We start from the raw sequence: 20,423 nt of genomic DNA on the forward strand, positions 1-20,423 counted from the left end.
GTGGATTAAATTGGTTTCTCATATCCCTGTTTTTAGGTCCTTTTGCTACATTTTTGCTAGTAATTCTTGAAAAAAAGTAACAAAAAAACTCGGTAGCCGAAAGTTTTCGACACCGAGTTTTACACTTAGTAAAAGTGGCTTTACGAGTTATTTTGTTTTATGAGCGTTTGATCCTTCCATTCAAATTGCTGAAAATCCTCTGCTAAAAATATAGGAAACGGATAATGCTGTACCTGTGCAAGTATTTCTTTTATGTCCTGAGGAAGGAAGCGTGCACTGATATGATTAATAATTAAATTTTTTGCCTCTGCTTCTTTACAAACATTGGCAGCATCTATAATGGTGGAATGTCCATATTGCCCCGCTAGCTCGGAGGTCGTTCGATCAAATGTCCCCTCGTGAATAACAATGTCAGCACCTCGACTAAGCTTTATCGAATTTTCACTATACTTCGTATCTCCCAGTACAGTTACCTGAAAGCCTGGCTTTTCCTCACCTGTTACATCCTTACTTCGAATCACACGACCATCCTCTAACTCTATATCATTTCCCGCCTTCAGTTCCCGTAAAAGCGGACCCCTCGGTACTCCCAAGGCATCTGTTTTTTCAATTAATAACTCTGGAGGAAGAGGCTTTTGCGTTACTTTATATCCGAAGCACGGGATAACATGCTCTAAAAGCAAGGATTCTACGATAAAAGAAGAATCCTCAAAGACAACCCCTTCCTCTATCTCTTCAATATGTAAAGGATATTTCAGATGAGTTTGAGATATATCCAATGATAGATCAAGCCAACTCTTTAATCCTTTCGGTCCATAAATAGTGAGTGGCTCCTCCCCTCCTAAAAAAGAACGAGATCCTATTAATCCAGGCAGCCCATAAATATGATCACCATGTAAATGTGTGATAAATATCTTCTCTAATTTTCTTGGCTTTAAGGTCGTATGAAGAATCTGATGCTGGGTTGCTTCCCCACAATCAAACAACCAGAAAGTTCCTCTCTCCTCTAAAAGCTTCATCGCTAGTGAAGAGGTATTTCTATGCTTAGAGGGCATCCCAGCCCCTGTCCCTAAAAATTCTAACTCCATTTACCCTACATCCAATCTGTATGTCACATATATATTTATAAGTGTAGAACAAAATCCCTCTGCTTTCCACTTCTTTCATCGCTTCTTCTCTAAATACTCCTTTTAGAGCAATAGGTTTCTTCTTTCAAGAATTTATTAGTCAAAATCAATTTCTAGTAGGAAATACTATTGGTTCGGAGCAGGTGACAGGCAAGACAGCACAACCACGCGCGTAAGAGTTGGGTGCTGGCTTGCCTAGGGGAGGGAAAACTAAGAACGTCACATCCTGTGACAACGTTTTCCTGACCAACATCCTGTTGGCCTCCACTCCAAGCGTCCGACGCAGCGAAGAACCGAAGGCTTCAAAATAAGAAAGCACTCATGATTCATATCCTTAGATAGAATCACAAGTGCTAATCTTTCTATTTTCCCTGCCCCTTTCCACTTAAAAGAAAGGTTTTGTTAACTTCTACAATTAGTGAATATCTCGTTTCTTGAAGCTTCCACCACGTACCTCTGCAACATCTGTAATTACCACAAACGCACTTGGATCAAAATGCTTTACAATAGACAATAGCTTATTCTCTTCCATTCTAGTAATCACACAAGTAACAATATCCATCGTCTCATTCGAGAAACCACCTCGACCTTGAGAATAGGTAACTCCACGCCCTAGACGATCTTGAATAGCTGATCCGATTTCTTCCGAATGCTTGCTAATAATACGTACAGATTTCGATCTTTCTAGACCAACCTGAACAACATCTATCACTACTTTTGCAATGTAGTAGGTTGTTGCCGAATAAAGGGCACTCTCTAAGCCATAAATAAAGCCTGCTCCTATAAAGATAAAAGCATTAATAAATAGAATAACATCTCCAACGGAAAAAGGAATTTTACGTGATATTAATACCGCTAAAACTTCTGCGCCATCTAGGGCACCACCATTACGTAAAACTATCCCGATCCCTAATCCTAATAGCACCCCACCAGAGAGAACAACCAGTAGCGGATCATTTGCGCTTAAGATTGGATTAATATGATGCATAAGAGTTGTCGAGATGGACAAAGCCCCAATCCCAATCACACTCAAAATCGCAAAAGTTTTCCCAACTTGCTTATATCCCAAATAAACAAAAGGAATGTTTAAGACAAATAGTAATATACCAAGTGGAATATCAAATAAGTAATTCCCCATAATACTAACACCAGTTACTCCACCATCGATGACAGCGTTAGGGATAAGCACTGCTTCAAGTGCATAACCCGCTAACGCTGCCCCTATAACGATTGGGATAATTCTTCGAACTAATTCTAAAACTTTATTTTCTTTCATCACAATACTCCTATTCCTATTATTTGGATATATTTACTGAAATTGTTACCAATTCTTTTTAACGAACAATAAAACTAAACATATCCAAGGTTATTCCTTATCATGATCATCTAAAAAGTCTTTGCTAAAGCTTGTTTTCGATTCCATGGAAGGCTTCTTTTTTAATTTAATACCTCTTTTAATAGTTTCCTTTCCATACTTACTTTGAAGCTGCTCGACTAGCTTTAATATCGGCTCTTCCTTTGCATGCTCCTCGTAGTTAAAAATAGAAAGCTGTTCAACTGTTTCTTCTAAATCCACCACATTATTGACCGTTACTCCTAACAGACGAATAGGCTCACTATTCCAAGCAGACAAGAACAGTTGCTTTGCTAAATTAAAAATATCTTCCGTTTTGTACAAATTACTTTGTACTGTCTTACTTTTTGTTTTATTGTTCCAATTACTATCTCTAATTTGAACAGTAAGTGATTTTCCTGCTAAGCTTTTTGCCTCTAGTCTTTCTGCTACTTTTTGAGAAAGCCTTTTTAATACTCTTTCTAATTCATCCTGATTTGTTTCATCAAAGGGAAGGGTGGTGGAATTCCCTACACTTTTTGTATCATAGATAGATTCAGGATCAACAGGTCTTTCGTCGTTTCCCTTTGCTCTTTCAGAAAGCCGTATACCATTCTTACCGAGTTTATTCTTTAGAAGCTCGGGAGTTGCATGAGCCAGTTCCCCAATAGTATAAATTCCAAGCTCGTTTAATCTTTGAGCTGTACTCTCACCAATTCCATGCATCTCTATAACCTTTTTAGGCCACAGCTTTTCTGGTAGCTCTCTTTTCCGCAAAACCGTGATTCCCATCGGCTTCTTCATATCGGAAGCTGTTTTTGCCAAAAACTTATTTGGGGCTATCCCGATAGAACAAGGTAAATCTAGCTCTCGCAAAATTCTTCTTTGAATAGATTCCGCCAGCTCGATCGCCTGGTTACCAGAAATTTGTGTAACATCCATATAGCCTTCGTCAATGGAGACTGGTTCAACTAGTGGAGTATAAGAACGAAGAATATCGAACATCGCTTTAGAGGCAGCTCGATATTTTGAGAAATCAGGTGGGAGAAGAATCAAATCTGGACACTTACGTTTGGCTTCCCAAACAGACATAGTGGTATATATTCCTTTAGCCCTTGCCTCATAAGAGCAGGTAACCAATATACCCCTTCGTTGCTTGGGATCTCCAGCAATAGCTATAGCCTTTCCTTTTAGAGATGGATTGTGAGCTTGCTCGACAGAAGCATAAAAGCTATTCATATCAACATGAAAAATAATTCTACTTGTCCGCTTCATCCCATCACCTCATTGAAAAGAAGGCAGCCTTATAGCTACCTTCTCCAAATTTGGAAAGTTAACCTATTGTTTACTCTTTTCCTCTTCTAAATAAGCTTGAATCTCTTTAATTCCATCCAATGATCTTACTAAAATACTCGGGTCTACAACTGTAATCATCCGATTTTCTAGATTGGCTATACTGGTGAAATACTGGGTCTTTGAGTAATTCATTAAACCCATTTGTTTCAGATTCTCATGAGGTATGTCTAATATTTCTTTTGCTTCTCTTACTAGGATACCATAACTTAGGTCTTTCGTAAGCATTGTAACGATTCGAGCATTCTCATTTTTCAAGCCACTGCGGTTGTATAGTATTTGCTCAAAATCCAGGATTGGCATAAGCTCTCCTCTTATTTTCATTAATCCAATTAAATACTCAGGCATATGAGGAATTGGATTAATATGATCAATTTTTTCAATGGATACTACGTGCTCTACTCCTACAGCATAATCTTCATTGCCACATTGAAAGACAACTACTTTTTCACTAGACATAGCGACCCTCCGTTCCTTATTCTGCAGCTACCTTTATAATTTCTACCAATAGATCAGCCAATTTTTGTAGCTCTGCCACAGGCATACGCTCGTTCGTTGTGTGAATTTCTTCATAGCCCACTGAAAGGATAACTGTTGGAATCCCAAAGCCTGCAATCACATTCGCATCGCTGCCTCCACCACTAGTTTTAATATCTGGAGTTCTTCCAATTCGCTCTACTGCTTTTTTGGCTACTTCTACTACTTGATGGTCTTCTTCAAAACGGAAGCCTGGATACATAAGCTGTGTTTCCGTTTTTGCTTTTCCTCCTAGCTTTTCTGCAACTTCAGAAAAGGTGTTAACCATATGCTCAACCTGCTGATCTAACTTATTCTTATCTATCGAACGAGCCTCTGATAGTATGTGAACTGTATCACAGACGATATTTGTGGCCTGTCCACCCTCAAATCTACCGATATTTGCCGTTGTTTCTTCATCAATTCTACCAAGCTTCATAGCTGAAATAGCTTTTGCAGCGAGAGTTATCGCAGAAATACCTTTTTCTGGCGCTACTCCAGCATGTGCTGTCTTTCCTATAATGGTAGTCCATAATTTGGCTTGAAAAGGAGCTGCATTTACAATTCCACCAACTTCTCCGTCACTATCAATTGCATAGCCATACTTTGCAGTAAGTAGAGAAGGGTCTAATTCCTTTGCTCCTACTAGTCCGCTTTCTTCACCGACTGTAATCACTGCTTGAATGTCTCCGTGCTCAATTCCTTCTTCTTTTATTCGTCTAATTGCTTCGAAGAATGCGGCAATTCCAGCCTTGTCGTCAGCTCCGAGTATAGTTGTTCCATCAGAATAGATGTAGCCATCTTCTTTTATAACTGGTTTAATACCTTTGCCCGGAACAACTGTGTCCATATGCGTGGTAAAGTATATGGCATCTTTATCCTGCTTCGTTCCCTTTAAAGTTCCAATGATATTTCCAGCTCCATGACCCGTTTTTGCTGCGGAATCATCCTGAAGGACGGAAAAGCCAAGATTTTTTAGCTTATCCATTAGTACAGGAGCTATTTTGTCTTCATGCTTTGTTTCAGAATCTATTTGTACTAACTCTATAAATTCTTTTACTAAACGATCCATTTAGGATAACTCCTTTTTATAATGGGATGTTCCCATGTTTTTTCTTTGGTCTTTCTTCTTTTTTATTTCTCATCATTTCTAACGCTTGAATCAGTTTAATCCTTGTTTCCCTTGGATCAATGACATCATCGACCATTCCCATTGACGCTGCAACATATGGATTCGCAAACTTTTCACGATACTCCTCTATTTTCTCTGCTCTTGTTTTTTCAGGATTCTCACTTCCAGCTATCTCACGAGCGAAAATAATGTTAGCTGCTCCTTGAGGACCCATTACAGCTATTTCCGCATTTGGCCAAGAAAATACAAGATCAGCACCAATAGATTTAGAGTTTAGTGCTACATAGGCCCCGCCGTATGCCTTACGCAGTATTACTGTCATCTTAGGTACCGTAGCTTCAGAATATGCATAGAGAATTTTCGCACCATGTCGGATTATTCCACCATGCTCCTGCTTAATGCCTGGGAAGAAACCTGTCACATCCTCAAATGTGATAAGAGGGATGTTAAATGAATCACAGAAACGAATAAATCTAGCTGCCTTGTCGGAAGAGTCAATGTCTAATCCGCCAGCCATCACTTTTGGCTGATTACATACCAAGCCAACTACTTCTCCTTTGATACGCGCTAATCCAACCACAATGTTTTTAGCAAATTCCTTATGAACTTCTAGAAAAGACCCTTGATCTACTACTTGATTAATAACATTGCGAATATCATATGGTCTAATTGCCTCAAATGGGACAATATCTGCTAAATCTGGACGGTAGTCGTCCTCCACATCAACTGAAGCAACTAGTGGCTTCTCTTCTGCGTTCTGCGGAAGATAGCTTAAAAGCTCACGAACACTTGCAAGCACTTCTTCTTCTGTTTTGCCTCGGAAATGGGCATTACCACTAATCGTATTATGTACTTTTGATCCACCTAGATCCTCAGATGAAATTTTTTCACCAGTTACAGTTTCAATAACCTTTGGACCTGTGATAAACATTTGACTTGTCTCATCTGTCATAAAAACAAAATCCGTAATTGCAGGGGAATAAACAGCTCCTCCTGCGCATGGTCCTAGAATAACAGAAATTTGCGGGATAACTCCAGAATAAATTGCATTGCGGTAGAAAATTTGTCCGTATCCATCTAAAGATACTACCCCTTCTTGGATACGTGCCCCACCTGAATCATTTAACCCGACAAATGGCGCCCCATTCTTTGCAGCAAGGTCCATTACATTGGATATTTTTAGAGCGTGCATTTCTCCAAGCGCACCACCGAAAACGGTAAAATCTTGTGAGAATAAATAAATAGGTCTCCCATTTACTTTACCATAACCAGTTACAACACCATCTCCAGGACCCTCTTGCTTGTTCATGCCAAAGTCCGTGGTACGATGCTGGATAAATGGATTTAGTTCCACAAAGGTTCCTTCATCCACAAGTAACTCGATTCTCTCACGGGCAGTAAGTTTTCCCTTTTCATGCTGCTTTTCAATTCGAGCATCTCCACCACCAAGCTCAATCTTACGCTTACGATCATATAAATCATTAATTTTTTCGTAGATATCCATTGTTATTTTGCCCCCTTCGATTTGTCACATAACTCGTATAACACACCACCAGAAGATTTAGGATGGATAAAAGCAACTTGTGCTCCACCAGCACCGATCTTTGGTATTTCTTGAATGAGGCGTACTCCCTTGTTTTTCAGCTCATCTAGTCTCTCCTGAATCCCTGTCACGCCAAAGGCAATATGATGGATTCCTTCACCCTTTTTTTCTAAAAAGGAGTGGATGGTACTTGTTTCATCCATTGGCTGTAAAAGTTCTAGCTTTATATTTCCGCTATCGATAAAGGCAACTCTTACTTTCTCAGAAACTACTTCTTCAATATGTATAAGTGAAAGCCCTAACACATCTGTGTAATATGGAAGACTTGCTTCAATACTTTTTACTGCTATTCCAATATGATCTACTTTGTCCATTTTTTCCACTTCCTTATTTGTTAGATTATTCACTACTCTATTGTACATATTTCAAAAAGAAATCTCCACCTCTTGTAGTTTTTTTCGTTTTTGATAAAATAGAGTTACAATCAGGAGGAGAGAATTTTCATGCGCAATCAAACATTTCGTAAAATCGTAATCTATATGATGATTCTAGTAATGGTCATGTCGACACTATTATTCGGTTTAAGCTTTATTCTCTAATTAAAAAGACAGCGGGAGCAAATTGCTTCCGCTGTTTCTTTTTATCCATTTCAGCATTTCTCATGCCAAAGGATGCTCTTAAACCTCATCACAATATTCTTCAAATAAAGCCTGTAAGTGATTAATAACAGAGGTAGGCGCATGTCCTTCTATTTCATGACGTCCGATTTCCGCAACAGCTTGGCCATCCTTTAATAACACAAAAGATGGTGATGATGGTAAGTGATCATCTCCAAATAAGTTACGAGCTTGCTGAGTAGCTAACTTATCTTGGCCTGCGAACACCGTTACTAAATGATCAGGTCTCTTATCATAATGTACAGCGTTAGCAGCAGCTGGACGAGCAATTCCGCCTGCACATCCACATACAGAGTTAATCATTACAAGTGTAGTACCAGGACGAGCAAATGCTGCGTCAACCTCTTCTGGAGTTGTAAGCTGCTCGTAGCCGCTCGCTTCCATTTCATTTCTTGCTTGTATAATCATATCGTTCATGAGTAAGTTAAAATCCATATTCATTAAAAACACTCCTTTTCCAGTTATTATCTTAGCAGATTATTGGTTAGAATTCGAGGAAAATAACTCTTCCACCGCCTGGGAGACTGTCATCTTCTCTTCACGTACCATATCCTCTAAAGCACTCATTTTCTCTTTCTTTTGATTCGACGAAAAAAAGTCCTCGTATAGTTTATCGACAATCATTGTTTTAAACCATTCGATTGTCTGCTCTTTTCTTCTTTTATCCCAATAATTTGCTGATTTCATTTCTCTCTCAAACTTTCGGATTGTCTCCCATACCTCTTCCAGCCCTGATTTATATAAGGAGGAAACAGCGAGTGCGGGAGTAACCCAATTTGGAGAAGCAGGAGCTAGGAAATGAAGGATTTGTTCAAATTCTGCTGCTGTTTTCTTGGCTAAAGCTTCGTTTGAGCCATCTGCTTTGTTGACGACAATTGCATCGGCAAGCTCCATGATTCCCTTTTTCATGCCCTGTAGCTCGTCACCAGCACCTGTTAAAGCAAGCAGCATAAAGAAGTCTACCATTCCTCGTACAATCGTCTCGCTTTGGCCAACACCAACCGTCTCGACTAGAATGACATCGTAGCCTGCCGCTTCACAAAGGAGCATGGTCTCTCTCGATTTCTTGTGCACACCACCTAGTGTACCGGCTGATGGTGAAGGCCGAATAAATGCATTCGGATGCTTTGCAAGCTCTTCCATTCTTGTCTTATCACCCAAAATACTCCCCCCTGTTAAGGAGGAGCTAGGGTCAATTGCAAGCACCGCAACCTTGTGCCCTTTGTCACACAGTAGTTTCCCAAAAGCCTCTATAAATGTACTTTTCCCAACACCCGGAACACCCGTAATCCCTATTCTGATACTGTTTCCGGTAGAAGGTAACAGCTTTTTTAGTAGACTCTGACCGATATCTCGATAATCAGTTGCTGTGCTTTCTGTATAGGTTATTGCCTTTGCTAAATGAAGCCTTGATCCGGCTTGTAGCTTTTCGATAAATTCTTGTTCATTAATTTCAAGCTTACTTTTTTTCTTAAATATCTTTCTAGGAGACTTGTTCATGCCATCATGTTTAGAGACTACTCCGTGCCGAACTTCCAGGGAAGATTTCTCCTCTTCTGTCATTATTCGCTCACTTCCTCATAACCCAGTCTTCTATAAATTTCTTCAATCACTCGTTGAGCTGAAACTGGAATAACTGTACCTGGCCCAAATATTGCACTTGCTCCATTCTCACGCAAGAAATCATAATCCTGAGCAGGAATTACACCACCAACCACGATAATGATATCCTCTCTTCCAAGCTTCGCTAGTTCCTCTTTTAAAGCCGGCACTAATGTACGATGCCCTGCTGCAAGGGAGCTGACCCCAACAACATGCACATCATTCTCTACTGCTTGCTGTGCAGTTTCCGCAGGTGTTTGGAATAAAGGACTGATGTCCACGTCAAAGCCCATGTCAGCAAATGCTGTCGCTACTACCTTTGCTCCACGATCATGCCCATCCTGCCCCATTTTAGCAATGAGAATTCTTGGACGTCTTCCTTCATTTTCTTTGAAGTCCTCACACATCTGCTTTACAAGACGTAGCTCTTCCTCATCATTAAAATTCGAACTATAAACACCACTCACTGATCGAATCACCGCCTTATGTCTACCAGATACAACCTCAATCGCATCAGAAATTTCCCCTAATGTTGCACGTCTTCTTGCTGCCTCTACTGCTGCTGCAAGTAAATTCTCTTCTCCGGTTCTTGCTGCTTCTGTAAGAGAAGCCAGTGCTTCTTGAACAGCCTTTTCGTCTCGCTCCGCCTTCACCTTAGCCAAACGTTCCATCTGTTTTTGACGCACCACTGTATTATCGATGTCTAAAATATCTATAGCATCCTCTTGCTCTAATCGATATTTGTTGACACCCACGATTGTTTCTTTCGCCGAATCAATTTGTGCTTGTCTCTTAGCAGCCGCCTCTTCAATTTTCATTTTTGGAAGGCCAGTTTCGATAGCCTTTGCCATTCCACCTAGGTTCTCGATTTCTTCTATCAGCTTCCACGCTTTTTCCATTAGTTCTTCTGTTAGCTTTTCCACATAATAAGAACCACCATATGGATCAATCACCTTTGTCATGTTTGTTTCTTCTTGAAGGAAAAGCTGAGTGTTTCTAGCAATACGTGCAGAAAAATCTGTAGGCAGGGCAATCGCTTCATCCAGTGCGTTTGTATGTAGTGATTGCGTGTGACCCATGGCAGCAGCATTTGCTTCAATAAGTGTTCTCGTTACATTGTTAAATGGATCCTGCTCTGTCAAGCTCCAGCCAGAAGTTTGGGAATGTGTACGCAAAGCCAACGTCTTTGGATTTTTCGGGTCAAAGCTTTGCATCATTTGTGCCCACATACGTCTCGCTGCTCTCATTTTTGCAATTTCCATAAAGTAGTTCATTCCGATAGCCCAGAAGAAAGAAACTCTTGGTGCAAACTTATCTATGTCTATCCCTGCTTGAATACCAGTTCGAACATATTCAAGCCCATCTGCTAGTGTATAAGCAAGCTCAATATCCGCAGTCGCCCCTGCTTCTTGCATATGATAGCCGGAGATAGAAATGGAGTTAAACTTTGGCATTTGCTTAGCCGTATAGGCAAATATATCTGCAATAATTTTCATCGACATTTCTGGTGGATAAATATAAGTATTTCTCACCATGTATTCCTTCAAAATGTCATTTTGTATAGTGCCAGCAAGCTGTTCAGGTGATACACCTTGTTCTTCAGCTGTCACGATATAAAATGCCATAATAGGTAGAACAGCACCATTCATCGTCATAGAAACGGACATTTGGTCTAGCGGAATTCCATCGAATAATATTTTCATATCTTCTACAGAATCAATAGCTACCCCCGCTTTTCCAACATCCCCAGTAACCCTCTCATGGTCTGAGTCGTACCCTCTGTGAGTTGCAAGGTCGAATGCGACGGATAAACCCTTTTGTCCCATTGCAAGGTTTCTTCTATAAAATGCATTACTTTCCTCGGCAGTAGAAAATCCTGCATACTGTCTGACTGTCCATGGCTTGGAAACATACATAGTAGGGTATGGTCCTCTCGTATTTGGGGCAATACCAGGAAGATCCTTCAAGTGTTTTACGCCAGCAATATCGTCTTTTGTATAAACAGGCTTTAATGAAATCCCTTCATTCGTTCGAAAGCTTTTATCCTCCCTAGAAGGATTGGCTGCTTTCTCTATTACTTTGTCTATGGAGATTTGCTCATACTTAGATGTTTTCATTTTTGTAATCCTCCCTGTGCAAGGTCGAGAAGCTCTTTCCCTTTCTCTAGTAAAGATTGACCAGCGAATATGCGTCCAGAAAGACCTGCCTCTAGCCAGTCCTCATATTCCTCAAACTTACCTGCTACATCTAATGGAATAGTGATTTTTTCGTTCAGAAGTGCGGGAACTAGTCCTGCTGTTTGTTCATCATTTCCTACGAATACCGCGTACTGTATGTCATTTTCGTTTATCCAAGCCTGTAGATCGAATGGCTTCATGTTGGAAGGAGAAACAATTGGTACGACACCAATGGAAGTTAAAAAGCCACTAACATAATCTAACCGAGCTTTATATTCCTTAAGCGTGCCATAAGGTAAAATTGCTGCTTTTAAGGGGTTATTTTGAAAGCCTTCTTTCAAGTTTTCAAAAGGCTCCGCTAGTCTTTTGTAATCTTCACCCTTTTGAACCTTTGTAAACTGATCAGACGGGTTGGCATAAATATTCGTTCCAATTAACGATTTCTTCCTTGTTGCTACAGCCGATAATTGCTCTTCCCACTTTTGTTGTGTTCGTTGTTTTAGCTTCTCTTCACGTATAGAAGGCTCGTCTTTCACAAGCTCTATAAACAAATTCCAACTCTTTCTTACAAGCTCATTTGTAATAGTTTCTATATAATAGGAGCCGCCGACTGCATCTATCACTCTACCTATATGCGTTTCCTCTTTAATCATCAGCTGGATATTGCGAGCAAATCTTTTAGAAGCTGCTGTTTCTCCTGTTAAATAATCATATGGCAGCACAGTAATATAGTCGGCTCCACCTAATACTGCCGAAAGTGTACTGTTACCTGCTCTTAGTAGGTTAACATACGGGTCTAACACGGAAAATGAACGTAGAGAAGTTTCCGCTAGGATAGGGATAGCTTTCATATGATCTTCCCCATTTGCTTCTCCAAATGCTTTCCATAGAATGCGGAACGCACGAAGTTTCGCAATTTCCATAAAGAAATTTGTGTCCATTGCAAAGTGCACCAGACTGTTATTAGTAAGGGTAGCTATGCCTGATTCGTTCAAACGTTCATCTGCTTGTAGCAAGACACTTACTAGCTCACTAACAGCATCTCCCCCATCTTTATGTACCTTTACCCCATCTATATAGGAATGTTCTTCACTCCCACCTATTACAAAGCATTGTAGTCCTTTTATTTTACTTACAAAGGAAGGGTTTTCCTTTACATCCACGATGATTTTTGTCTGCTCTGTATACTTATGTAATTCTGTAAGCTGCTCCTCGCTCCATAAGTGGTCTTTTTTCACTTTGTAGCGAATTACCTCATTACCTCTATCTAAACTATTCTTCATATCTTCTAAAACTTGATCTACGGTGTTACCGGAAACCTCTTGTGCAATAGACCAGTTACCGGATACCTTAGATTCTCTAATAATAGTTACTTGGTTTTCAGAAACAGATTCTAAGTCTGTTAATTGATAAAGCGGTTTCAAAATAATCTCTTCAATTGTTTTCGTAGTTAGAGTATCTAATGATTTCCCTTTAAGTGATTTTAATGCTACTTCTTCCCATTTTTCCTTTGTAGCCTCTTGGAAATTCGTTTGTCTCATGCTTTCTATTGTCATGAAACCCGCCTCCCCTTCTATTATTTTGTTACCTATACGCTCTATTCTACATGAGATAAGTTTCGTTATAAAGAATATTTAGAGCACTTTGAACACAATTGATATATTAATATAAAATTTCGAATAAATAAACAGTGCTGGATAATGAATATAACGATAACTTTAGGAGGTATTTATGGACACATCTAACGTCTTTATTACAGAAGAAATTACCGTCTCCTCTTCCAAGGAATTAGTATGGTATGCTTGGACCATCCAAGACCGTGTAACTCAATGGTTTGCACCTGCAGCTAATATAGAAGCTTGTATATCTGGACGCTACGAGCTTTATTTCATTCCAGGGAATACGGAGCAAATGAATACTAAGGGATGCAAGATCCTTGAGATGATTGATAAGGACTCCCTCAGTTTTACTTGGAAGGGACCAGATCAATTTAAAGATTTAATGAATACTGAAGACCATTTAACAGAAGTACAGGTAAAGTTAGAGGAGTTAGATGAGCAAAACACGCGAATAATGATTCAACATACTGGCTTCCAGAACAATGAATTATGGAAGGAAGCAATTGATTGGCACAAAAGTGCTTGGAGAGGTGTACTAAGCAGTCTAAAGAGTGCTTTAGAGTCTGGGGAAGGGAAGCTCTGCTGCCAGCCTAGCGATGAAAAAATGGCATGATAAAGGAAGAGCACCTACGATTCTTCAGAAAGAATCATAAGTGCTTCTTTTTTATCCAACCGAACGATTAAGCGGACTACTAAATTTCTAATCTCCCGAGGTTGGATTATCGCTAAATATAAAGCTCTTTTGTGTAATTGTTACGAATTTTGTTTTTTCATGTATCCATCCATCTTTTCCTTCCACTCCGCCACCGATTAACATATAATTTTCTGGGTCTTTGGGCTTCATCGAATAAGTTAAGAGGAACACTTGTTGGTCATCCTCGTCGATGTGACTGAATTCTACATTCCCTATTTTGAACTCTTCAATACTTCCTTCATCCCCCAATACCTGTTCAGCTGCGATTTTAATCTGATCTATTATTTTCGCATTTGGTACCGCCTTTTCTTCTTCGATAATTTCTACAGAAGCTGTTCGCCCTGAAAAGACAACATACAGTATCAATAATAATAGGATGATCGGAATCCCTATTATCAGCAAATTGGGAACTCTGTTTCGTTTTCTTGCAATCATTCGCAATGAATGTTGACTCCCCCCATTCTACGTCCTTTTTCTCCTATTTCATTGATACGTTTCACCATTCTTGAATATGAATGACTTTGCTTCTTAGCTTTTTTTCATCAATCGTATCGCTTGGATAGATAGTCGGACTAGCAGCACGGCACATAAGAATAAACCTACGTAAGCCGCAGTATTTAAATAGATTGCATAAGCCGTTTCAATAAATTGAGCAATTGCTAAGAGCGAGACTGATATAATACCAAATGTTATGCCTACCATTAATAAGATAAATCTCGAAAACAAATGGGTAATAAATTTTGAATTATTTTTGTCAGAGAATATGTCATGATGGAGAGTAATCTTCCCCCCTTCTACTCGCTGTACCAGCTTATCAATTCTACGTGGTATCTTTCTAATAGTTGGTAGTAACAAGGCAACTTCTTCTTCTATACGGTTTATTACCTCTTTTGGCTCCTTAAATGGTTTTTTCATCTTGGATAACAGATAATCCGTGGAATACTCCTGTGCCTCAGAAAAAATATCGAAGTCTGGCTTTATTAGTTTTAACGTTCCATCCAAGGTCACCATGGATCGCATGGCCATACCAACAGACGGATAAAAATTTAACCCAAACTTTCGAACGACCTTAAAGAAGTGTTGAATAAGCTCCTCTGTTGGTATTGTAGGAATATAAGAGATTCTCAGTAAGACTTGTGCCATCTCATGCTCCATCTTTATACGGTCAATATGGTCATGCTCCTCAACCAGCAAAGTTAAAGCATCGTATAGCATATCTGCATCCTGATGCTGTATCCCAATCAGGAACATTTTCATCCCTTCTTGCTGCGGCTCTGCAAGTCTTCCTACTGCGCCAAAGTCTAGTAAAACAGGGATACCATCCTCTTTATCGATAAAGATGTTACCAGGATGTGGGTCAGCATGAAAAATCCCTGCATGGAGCATCTGGTCGAAGAATGAATATAGAACCGTCTGTGCAAATTCCTTCCGGTCAATTCTTAATTGATCATATAATAACTCTCCTGTAGCTACACTCTCTCCATCAATATAATCAAAAACAATTATGGAATCATTGCTCAGTTCTGTATAGACATGAGGAATCTTGATTTCATATTTACTTTCCTTCAAGGAATTTCTTATTTGAAGAGCATTGCGAATCTCTATTTCAAAGTTAACCTCTTCTCTAAGGCTGTCTGCAAATCCCTGCGCTAGCTCGCACAGTCCCAAGCTATCTGCCCAAGTGGATTTATCCGAAATCCACTGCACGAATTCCAATAAGATGTTTAAATCATCTCGAATCATTTCTTTTACTTCAGGACGCAATAGTTTCACAACCACCTGCTGATTGCTCTCCTTTAAAGTCGCCTTATGTACCTGACCAATCGATGCAGAGGCAAGGGGAATCATATCAAAATCTTCAAAGATATCTTCTATCTTTTCTGGAAAGTGTAGTGCAAGTATTCCTCTGACTTGTTCCTCGCTTAATGGCTGGACTTGTTGCTGTAGTTTCCCTAACTCTTCAATAAAGACTGGTGGAAACAAGTCCTTTCTAGTGGATAATACTTGCCCGAACTTTATGAAGATACCACCAGATTGCTCCAATGTATGCCGTAAAGCAATGGCAATCTCTTTCTCATTATCTTTCCTTGCATACTTTAAGGTTCTGGTTATACCATTTTTAAAGGCTATTTGAAAAACTTGCCTCATTCTTCTTTGGCTTCTCCATCGGCTTCTAACCTTTAGCAAAAATGTCTTTTGTTCTCTTTTTCTGCTTTTATCTTCGCTACCATCCATCGGTCCAAATAATTCAAAAAATAAATATAGTAGCATCGATATAAGTAGCGTACTACCTATCCAAATAATCGTATTCACGTCCATATAGGCATAGGCAAAGTTCTCGGAGAAAAAATCTGTATTCCTTAAATATGCATACCAATAAACAAAGAGGGTGATAAAGACACTGATAAAAACAGAAAGTATACGCTTGAAAAAATTAATTTGAGAGCCCATCAGCTTCCCGCTGACGTAATAGATAAATAGGGCAATGATCATCACTTGAATACCCATCTTTACATAGATCACAGGCTAGCACCTCATTCTTTTTATTATCTTTCTCTTTTATTCCCCTAAAAGAGCAAAACACTAACCTCTTTCTTCTTTATTATTCGCAGATGGGAATATCTTAGTTTTTATTTCCTATTTTTCTTCTTTAGAAGTTTTAAAGTTTGTAAGTTAGGCTATTTAATGATTGTGCAACACTAAATTTCAAGGAGGTACTTGTTTATGTTTTTTAACAAAAAAGAACTAAGTTTCCATGCTAAACCTGACCGTCCAGATCCAGCATTAGCTAAGCACCTGCAGGAGATTATTGGTGGTCAATTTGGAGAAATGAGTGTGGCAATGCAGTATTTATTCCAAGGATGGAATACTCGTGGAAATGAAAAATACAAAGACCTATTAATGGATACTGGCACAGAAGAGCTAGGCCATATTGAGATGATAGCAACGATGGTTGCTCGATTATTAGAGGGTGCACCAGTAACAGAACAAGAAAAAGGGGCAGCAAATCCTATCATTGGAGCTTTTATGGGTGGTATGAGCCCGAAAGATGTATTAGTAGAGGGTATGAATCCACAGCATGCAATTGTTTCAGGTTTAGGTGCCATGCCAGTTAACTCAGTAGGCGTACCTTGGAATGCTGGATATATAGTTGCTTCCGGTAACTTACTTGCAGACATGCGTCACAATGTAATGGCAGAATCCCAAGGACGCTTACAAGTTGCTCGCTTATATAATATGACTGACGATAAAGGTGTAAAGGACATGCTTTCCTTCCTATTAGCGCGTGATACCATGCACCAAAACCAATGGCTAGCAGCAATTAAAGACCTTGAGGAAACAGAAGGTGGAGTGATTTGCCCAACTACTGTTCCACCTGAATGGGAAGCAACTGAATTCTCTCATACACTTTACAACCATTCAGAAGGTGAAGATAGTGCAGACCTTCCATGGTTAAAAGGAAATGCTCCTGATGGGCATCCATTCTCTTATGACCAAGGTAAAGCATTTGGTGAAAAACCAGTCTTAAGCCCAGCACCACCTTCTTTACACAACACATTACCAGCCGAAGATAAAATGTAAGTAATAGACAATACTAGGACAAAACAAAGTGAAGCACTTACGATTATGTGAATAGTCGTAAGTGCTTTCTTCTTTACCTTCCCTTTATGTTGCTGATTGTTTGCAAATTCTATCTCTAGCTCTGTTAGTTGCTTGGTTCACTTTTATATGATTCAGTGCTTTTCCTAGTCCGTGTTTTGGCATATTCACATACATAGCCTCATATTGCTGAGGTTTTACCTGGTAGGTCTCATGAAATATTCCCACGCTTTCATTCTGATAGGCATGCTGATAAAAGTTTTTCCATATCTTTGAGTGAGTTTTACCGCTCGCATAAGCCTCCAACTGATCAAAATTACTCCAGTATTGAATAAGGCTAACCCCCTTCCAACTTAACAGTATCTCTCCTTCTAAAAAACCAAGGTTTCTATTTTGATACAATTCCTTCATCATTGGTCCCATTGCTTTCATCGTCGGAATCCACTTATGAAGCATTAGCAGCTTGTGTATTTTCATCCCAATAATAAATACAACAACCTCCGAATCATTCTCCACTGTATATCTTCCCTTGAACATAGAACTCCCCCTCTTTATTTACCATTGGTCAATTAATATCAAAAAAACTCTAATGAACTAGAGCTTTTACTAAAAATTCGCAGTAAGCTTTTGCTGCCTCCTCTGCTTCTTTAAAATTTATGGTGCGTCCAATGTAGTGAGAAACGAAGCCATGCAATGCGATGAAAGTAGATTGAATATCCTGTACCCTTAGCTCGTAATCGTTTAGATATTGAAGGCTTTCATGAAATTTTTCTAAGCTAATATTCGGAGCACTAAAAAGGAGTGGATCAAGATTTTCGTCTATTTTCATAAACATGAATTGATACGGGGTTTGATAGGTTAACCCAAACTCTATAAAGCCCAATAATACAAAAAGTGTTCCATCTGACCCTTTTAATTGCTTAGACTCCTCTAGCTTCTTGTTCAACATATCAAAGTACCTTTCTACAATTGCTTGGAACATTTCCGTCTTACTATCAAAGTAATAGTATAAGGCTCCGTGACTAACCCCAAGCTTTTGCGCAATACTTCTCATAGAAACGCCATGAAATCCTTTCTCTAAAAACAGAACGTTTGCTTCCTCTACAATCATCTCTTTCGTTAACTCTTCAGAAACTTTTTTTCTTGCCAAACTATACACCTCACTAATTGACCATTGGTTAAATAATATATTAATACACTTATATCGGAAATTCAAATAAATTTTGGTATTTATAAGTTCATTTATATAATTTGTTCCAAATGAAGCTAAAAATATCATCTTGTTGAGCTTTATGTTCAATACAAAAAAATCATTTGTCATCAGTGTTCTCATTTTCCTTATACCTCATCACTCGGCCTTGTACCCTCCTCCTCCACTTCTACCGACCAAGTGACAATGGTCGTGCTGTCTCTTACGTGGTTATTTTTTATCTCCTCCAGAAGATAAGTGACACCCTGCTCTAAGCTTTTATTTTGTAACGATTTATATAAATTAGCTCCGCTAGCGAAATCAGTATTCGGGCACTCTAACAGTCCGTCCGTGGTTATAAATAGCTGACTCGTTCCCTTCCGCAACTCCTTCGTTCCTATGCTATAGCAGGGGACTGCTAAAGAAAAGGTATTGCGTCTTCCTATCCATTCAAAAAAACTACGCTGATTTTGCATAGATTCTCCCAAACGCATTAGTTCCGGATGGAATAAATAAAAAGCGCAGTCTCCTACTGATAGCCAGTGGACAAATTTATCTTTGCGGATGACACATAAATAAGCGGTTTCTCCTTTTACTTGCTGACACTTCTTTCGGAACTCCTCTTTTTGAAAGCAATCTAGTATGATTTTATCAATAAATTGGAAGGTGTTGTATTCCATTGGTCGATTCAAAACAGGCAAAACAGAATCCTTTATGCTATCAATTTCCTTCATTAGTAAATCTGCACTTTCTGAAGAGTCGTGCGCATCCATTAGCATCACGAGCTCCCACTCTTTTTTATTGTCTGCCCATATAAGCAAGGCATCCTCGTTCTTCCACTGCCCTGCACTAGAGTTACCGCCGAATCTCCCTATACATATATGCCCCAAGTTCTCCCTATTCATCTCATCTACATAATGCTTTTCTGATCCTATCCAGCTATACTGTTCCATTGGACTCATCCTCTATATACCTTCTGATTCGGTTGCATATCTCTGTTACTTCCTCTTCTCTACCCATTTTTGCATTTGGTGCATCGTAAACGGCAAATGGCCCCCAAAACTCTTGTGGTGTTCCGGGAAACCTCGGAATGACGTGCATATGTAAATGAGGTACTTGATTACCAGATACGACCGCATATATATGTTCCGCGTCTAAAACCTCTTTTAGTGATTTACTCACTAGCGCCATTGCCAAGCCAAATGCTTGTGCCTCCTGCTCATTCATATCCCCCAAGGACGGGATATGTCGCTTCGTATCAATCATCAGATGCCCCAGATACGAGGCTTCCTTTCCATTGTCTATATGACCAACATAGATATAGTCATTTTCATAAAGTGAAACTTGGATTGGTGGGGGTTTTCTTTCCCCCCACCAATCCTTAGTTGAACCAATCGGGCTTTTAGGGACAGTTGATCTCCCACTTAGCTGTCTTATTTCTTTTGCCTTCTGGAAGTGGGAGTCTTACTGTCCCTTAATTCGGGATATATCATTTCTCCAACTGTTTTTATTTCTTGACGATGCTTCTTACAAATAAAACATTCTCCCATCTCTCTTCCCCCTAGATTGATAATAAAAATAGCCCATCGTCTCTACCTAATAGAGACGATGGGCATCGTGGTACCACTCTAATTCACTAGCATCTGCTAGCCTTCATGATTGTTATCGAGAATCACTCGTTTAGACCGCTCCCAGGCAAGTTCAGAGAAAGAATTGACTGCCTATCACCTTTTAGCAGCTCTCTATACAATTCTACTAGCTCTTACTACTCCTATTCATTGCGTTTAAACTGGTATTTATTTTGCAATAACATACCATATCTTCCCACTGAATAAAAGAATTTTTTGAATATACCTAGAAT

The 20,423-nt window shown here is 39.4% G+C and carries 20 protein-coding genes and 1 other annotated feature; of the genes, 3 read left to right on the forward strand and 17 right to left on the reverse strand.

The window, feature by feature from the left end:
• Positions 1-140: 140 nt before the first annotated feature.
• The 7 genes from rnz to mce form a co-directional block, all read right to left on the reverse strand.
• Positions 141-1,088, reverse strand: a complete 948-nt coding sequence (gene rnz / locus AC1ECF_RS03710; protein ID WP_480388045.1) for a ribonuclease Z — start codon at positions 1,086-1,088, stop codon at positions 141-143.
• Between the two features lie 454 nt (positions 1,089-1,542).
• Complete coding sequence (locus AC1ECF_RS03715; RefSeq protein WP_480388046.1) at positions 1,543-2,403, reverse strand: YitT family protein; 861 nt, start codon at positions 2,401-2,403, stop codon at positions 1,543-1,545.
• A 90-nt stretch (positions 2,404-2,493) separates the two neighbouring features.
• Positions 2,494-3,735, reverse strand: a complete 1,242-nt coding sequence (locus AC1ECF_RS03720) for a DNA polymerase IV (protein WP_480388047.1) — start codon at positions 3,733-3,735, stop codon at positions 2,494-2,496.
• 63 nt (positions 3,736-3,798) lie between these two features.
• Entirely contained in the window at positions 3,799-4,272 is a 474-nt protein-coding gene (locus tag AC1ECF_RS03725) for a chemotaxis protein CheW (protein ID WP_480388048.1), read from the reverse strand.
• 16 nt (positions 4,273-4,288) lie between these two features.
• Entirely contained in the window at positions 4,289-5,401 is a 1,113-nt protein-coding gene (locus tag AC1ECF_RS03730; protein ID WP_480388049.1) for a M20/M25/M40 family metallo-hydrolase, read from the reverse strand.
• A gap of 16 nt (positions 5,402-5,417) precedes the next feature.
• On the reverse strand, positions 5,418-6,965 hold the full coding sequence (locus AC1ECF_RS03735; RefSeq protein WP_480388050.1) for an acyl-CoA carboxylase subunit beta: 1,548 nt from the start codon (positions 6,963-6,965) through the stop codon (positions 5,418-5,420).
• A gap of 2 nt (positions 6,966-6,967) precedes the next feature.
• Positions 6,968-7,378, reverse strand: a complete 411-nt coding sequence (gene mce / locus AC1ECF_RS03740; protein WP_480388051.1) for a methylmalonyl-CoA epimerase — start codon at positions 7,376-7,378, stop codon at positions 6,968-6,970.
• 129 nt (positions 7,379-7,507) lie between these two features.
• On the opposite strand from mce, the gene prli42 reads away from it, so the two are divergent.
• The gene (prli42, locus tag AC1ECF_RS03745; RefSeq protein ID WP_480388052.1) at positions 7,508-7,603 is read left to right on the forward strand and encodes a stressosome-associated protein Prli42; all 96 of its coding nucleotides are present in this window, start codon (positions 7,508-7,510) and stop codon (positions 7,601-7,603) included.
• A 78-nt stretch (positions 7,604-7,681) separates the two neighbouring features.
• On the opposite strand, the gene AC1ECF_RS03750 is transcribed toward prli42, so the two are convergent.
• From AC1ECF_RS03750 to AC1ECF_RS03765, 4 genes are read right to left on the reverse strand one after another with little or no spacing between them, the layout of a single operon-like run.
• On the reverse strand, positions 7,682-8,122 hold the full coding sequence (locus tag AC1ECF_RS03750; RefSeq protein ID WP_480388053.1) for a BrxA/BrxB family bacilliredoxin: 441 nt from the start codon (positions 8,120-8,122) through the stop codon (positions 7,682-7,684).
• A 36-nt stretch (positions 8,123-8,158) separates the two neighbouring features.
• Positions 8,159-9,244: a methylmalonyl Co-A mutase-associated GTPase MeaB gene (meaB, locus tag AC1ECF_RS03755; protein WP_480388054.1), complete on the reverse strand. Its 1,086-nt coding sequence runs from the start codon at positions 9,242-9,244 to the stop codon at positions 8,159-8,161.
• Positions 9,244-11,400, reverse strand: a complete 2,157-nt coding sequence (scpA, locus tag AC1ECF_RS03760; RefSeq protein ID WP_480388055.1) for a methylmalonyl-CoA mutase — start codon at positions 11,398-11,400, stop codon at positions 9,244-9,246. Before scpA ends, meaB begins: the two co-directional genes overlap by 1 nt.
• Entirely contained in the window at positions 11,397-13,016 is a 1,620-nt protein-coding gene (locus tag AC1ECF_RS03765; RefSeq protein ID WP_480388056.1) for a methylmalonyl-CoA mutase family protein, read from the reverse strand. The genes scpA and AC1ECF_RS03765 overlap by 4 nt, the downstream gene beginning before the upstream one ends.
• Positions 13,017-13,191: 175 nt before the next feature.
• Here AC1ECF_RS03765 and AC1ECF_RS03770 point away from each other — a divergent pair, with 175 nt between their 5' ends.
• Positions 13,192-13,692: an SRPBCC family protein gene (locus AC1ECF_RS03770; protein WP_480388057.1), complete on the forward strand. Its 501-nt coding sequence runs from the start codon at positions 13,192-13,194 to the stop codon at positions 13,690-13,692.
• Positions 13,693-13,779: 87 nt separating this feature from the next.
• On the opposite strand, the gene AC1ECF_RS03775 is transcribed toward AC1ECF_RS03770, so the two are convergent.
• Both AC1ECF_RS03775 and AC1ECF_RS03780 read right to left on the reverse strand, forming a co-directional pair.
• Positions 13,780-14,214: a hypothetical protein gene (locus tag AC1ECF_RS03775; protein ID WP_480388058.1), complete on the reverse strand. Its 435-nt coding sequence runs from the start codon at positions 14,212-14,214 to the stop codon at positions 13,780-13,782.
• 87 nt (positions 14,215-14,301) lie between these two features.
• Positions 14,302-16,296, reverse strand: a complete 1,995-nt coding sequence (locus AC1ECF_RS03780) for an ABC1 kinase family protein (RefSeq protein ID WP_480388059.1) — start codon at positions 16,294-16,296, stop codon at positions 14,302-14,304.
• Positions 16,297-16,497: 201 nt separating this feature from the next.
• On the opposite strand from AC1ECF_RS03780, the gene AC1ECF_RS03785 reads away from it, so the two are divergent.
• The gene (locus tag AC1ECF_RS03785) at positions 16,498-17,355 is read left to right on the forward strand and encodes a manganese catalase family protein (protein WP_480388060.1); all 858 of its coding nucleotides are present in this window, start codon (positions 16,498-16,500) and stop codon (positions 17,353-17,355) included.
• A gap of 84 nt (positions 17,356-17,439) precedes the next feature.
• Here the strand turns inward: AC1ECF_RS03785 and AC1ECF_RS03790 are convergent, their stop codons facing one another.
• The 4 genes from AC1ECF_RS03790 to AC1ECF_RS03805 all read right to left on the reverse strand — a co-directional run bounded on the left by AC1ECF_RS03790 (position 17,440) and on the right by AC1ECF_RS03805 (position 19,999).
• On the reverse strand, positions 17,440-17,910 hold the full coding sequence (locus AC1ECF_RS03790) for a DUF4188 domain-containing protein (RefSeq protein WP_480388061.1): 471 nt from the start codon (positions 17,908-17,910) through the stop codon (positions 17,440-17,442).
• Positions 17,911-17,959: 49 nt separating this feature from the next.
• On the reverse strand, positions 17,960-18,523 hold the full coding sequence (locus AC1ECF_RS03795) for a TetR/AcrR family transcriptional regulator (protein WP_480388062.1): 564 nt from the start codon (positions 18,521-18,523) through the stop codon (positions 17,960-17,962).
• A 188-nt stretch (positions 18,524-18,711) separates the two neighbouring features.
• Positions 18,712-19,515, reverse strand: a complete 804-nt coding sequence (locus tag AC1ECF_RS03800) for a PP2C family serine/threonine-protein phosphatase (RefSeq protein ID WP_480388063.1) — start codon at positions 19,513-19,515, stop codon at positions 18,712-18,714.
• Entirely contained in the window at positions 19,502-19,999 is a 498-nt protein-coding gene (locus tag AC1ECF_RS03805) for an HIT family protein (protein ID WP_480388114.1), read from the reverse strand. Before AC1ECF_RS03805 ends, AC1ECF_RS03800 begins: the two co-directional genes overlap by 14 nt.
• Before the next feature lie 161 nt (positions 20,000-20,160).
• Positions 20,161-20,350 (reverse strand) — a binding site (T-box leader).
• Positions 20,351-20,423 lie beyond the last annotated feature (73 nt).

Source organism: Psychrobacillus sp. Z3-81 (genome assembly GCF_056620325.1).

Coding starts and splice junctions, on each gene's coding strand:
- rnz (WP_480388045.1), bottom strand. CDS start 1,088: ATGGAGTTAGAATTTTTAGGGACAGGGGCTGGGATGCCCTCTAAGCAT.
- scpA (WP_480388055.1), bottom strand. CDS start 11,400: ATGAAAACATCTAAGTATGAGCAAATCTCCATAGACAAAGTAATAGAG.
- AC1ECF_RS03715 (WP_480388046.1), bottom strand. CDS start 2,403: ATGAAAGAAAATAAAGTTTTAGAATTAGTTCGAAGAATTATCCCAATC.
- AC1ECF_RS03790 (WP_480388061.1), bottom strand. CDS start 17,910: ATGTTCAAGGGAAGATATACAGTGGAGAATGATTCGGAGGTTGTTGTA.
- AC1ECF_RS03730 (WP_480388049.1), bottom strand. CDS start 5,401: ATGGATCGTTTAGTAAAAGAATTTATAGAGTTAGTACAAATAGATTCT.
- meaB (WP_480388054.1), bottom strand. CDS start 9,244: ATGACAGAAGAGGAGAAATCTTCCCTGGAAGTTCGGCACGGAGTAGTC.
- mce (WP_480388051.1), bottom strand. CDS start 7,378: ATGGACAAAGTAGATCATATTGGAATAGCAGTAAAAAGTATTGAAGCA.
- AC1ECF_RS03735 (WP_480388050.1), bottom strand. CDS start 6,965: ATGGATATCTACGAAAAAATTAATGATTTATATGATCGTAAGCGTAAG.
- AC1ECF_RS03800 (WP_480388063.1), bottom strand. CDS start 19,515: ATGGAACAGTATAGCTGGATAGGATCAGAAAAGCATTATGTAGATGAG.
- AC1ECF_RS03770 (WP_480388057.1), top strand. CDS start 13,192: ATGGACACATCTAACGTCTTTATTACAGAAGAAATTACCGTCTCCTCT.
- AC1ECF_RS03725 (WP_480388048.1), bottom strand. CDS start 4,272: ATGTCTAGTGAAAAAGTAGTTGTCTTTCAATGTGGCAATGAAGATTAT.
- AC1ECF_RS03750 (WP_480388053.1), bottom strand. CDS start 8,122: ATGAATATGGATTTTAACTTACTCATGAACGATATGATTATACAAGCA.
- AC1ECF_RS03785 (WP_480388060.1), top strand. CDS start 16,498: ATGTTTTTTAACAAAAAAGAACTAAGTTTCCATGCTAAACCTGACCGT.
- AC1ECF_RS03765 (WP_480388056.1), bottom strand. CDS start 13,016: ATGACAATAGAAAGCATGAGACAAACGAATTTCCAAGAGGCTACAAAG.
- AC1ECF_RS03720 (WP_480388047.1), bottom strand. CDS start 3,735: ATGAAGCGGACAAGTAGAATTATTTTTCATGTTGATATGAATAGCTTT.
- prli42 (WP_480388052.1), top strand. CDS start 7,508: ATGCGCAATCAAACATTTCGTAAAATCGTAATCTATATGATGATTCTA.